Source organism: Microtetraspora sp. AC03309 (assembly GCF_020826795.1).
GTDB lineage: Bacteria > Actinomycetota > Actinomycetes > Streptosporangiales > Streptosporangiaceae > Microtetraspora > Microtetraspora glauca.
The window spans coordinates 1-977 of the sequence record NZ_JADDIL010000235.1 but is presented as its reverse complement, the minus strand read 5'-3'; the positions used below and the strand labels follow the sequence as shown (position 1 = coordinate 977).

Below are 977 nucleotides of genomic sequence, written 5' to 3'. Positions count from 1 at the left end.
CCACGGCGTCGTCGACATAGGCGAGGTGCTGGGCACGGGTCTGTTCGATCCGGAGGCCGCGGCCCGCACCCCGGGCTGGGACGAGGAGATCGCCGACGGCCACACACCCGAGACCGAGGAGTACGGCATCAGCTCGATGACCTTCCGGTCCGATCGGCCATTTCACCCCCAACGCCTCGGCGACGCCCTCGGTCAGGTGACAAGGGTGCTGCGTAGCAAGGGATTCTGCTGGATCGCCAGCCGCCCGACGATCGCCGCCATCTGGTCGCAAGCCGGCCCCAACCTGACGATCGATCCGGCGCAGTACTGGTCGGGCACCGAGATCACCCCGGGGCAGGAGATCGTGTTCATCGGAATCAAGCTCGACCGCGACAAGATCCACCAGCTGCTCGACGGCGCGCTGCTGACCGACGCCGAACTGGTTCAGGGGCAGCAGGCCTGGCTCGGCTATCCCGACCCACTACCGGCCTGGAACCTCACTCACACCCACTGAGGAGCGCGCGGCCTAAGCTCGGGGCGTGTCCGAGCACGCCTTCAGTTCCGACGAGCGCCGCGCCGTCTACCGCGCCATTGCCGAACGTCGCGACATGCGCCAGTTCGTCCCGGGCAGCAAGGTCGCGCCCGAGGTCCTCGGCCGGCTGTTGCAGGCCGCTCACGCCGCACCGAGTGTGGGCCTGATGCAGCCGTGGCGATTCATCCGGATCACCGACGACGCCTTACGCAAGAAGATTCACACGCTGGTCGACGAGGAACGCGTCAACACCGCCGATGCGCTGGGCGCCCGCGGCGACGAGTTCCTGGCACTGAAGGTGGAGGGCATCCTCGACTGCGCCGAACTGTTCGTCGTCGCCCTGGGCGAGAACCGGGACCGGCACATCTTCGGACGCCGCACGTTGCCTCAGATGGACCTGGCATCGGTCTCGTGCGCGATCCAGAACATGTGGCTGGCCGCCCGCGCCGAGGGGCTCGGCATGGGG

General features: G+C 68.1%; 2 protein-coding genes. Both read left to right on the top strand.

Features of this window, described 5'->3' with window-relative positions:
• A partial coding sequence (locus tag IMZ11_RS42520) for a GTP-binding protein (protein ID WP_228649244.1) occupies positions 1 to 493 on the top strand: 493 nt, incomplete at its 5' end.
• Between the two features lie 25 nt (positions 494 to 518).
• On the top strand, positions 519 to 977 hold a 459-nt coding region (gene bluB / locus IMZ11_RS42515), incomplete at its 3' end, for a 5,6-dimethylbenzimidazole synthase (protein WP_228649242.1).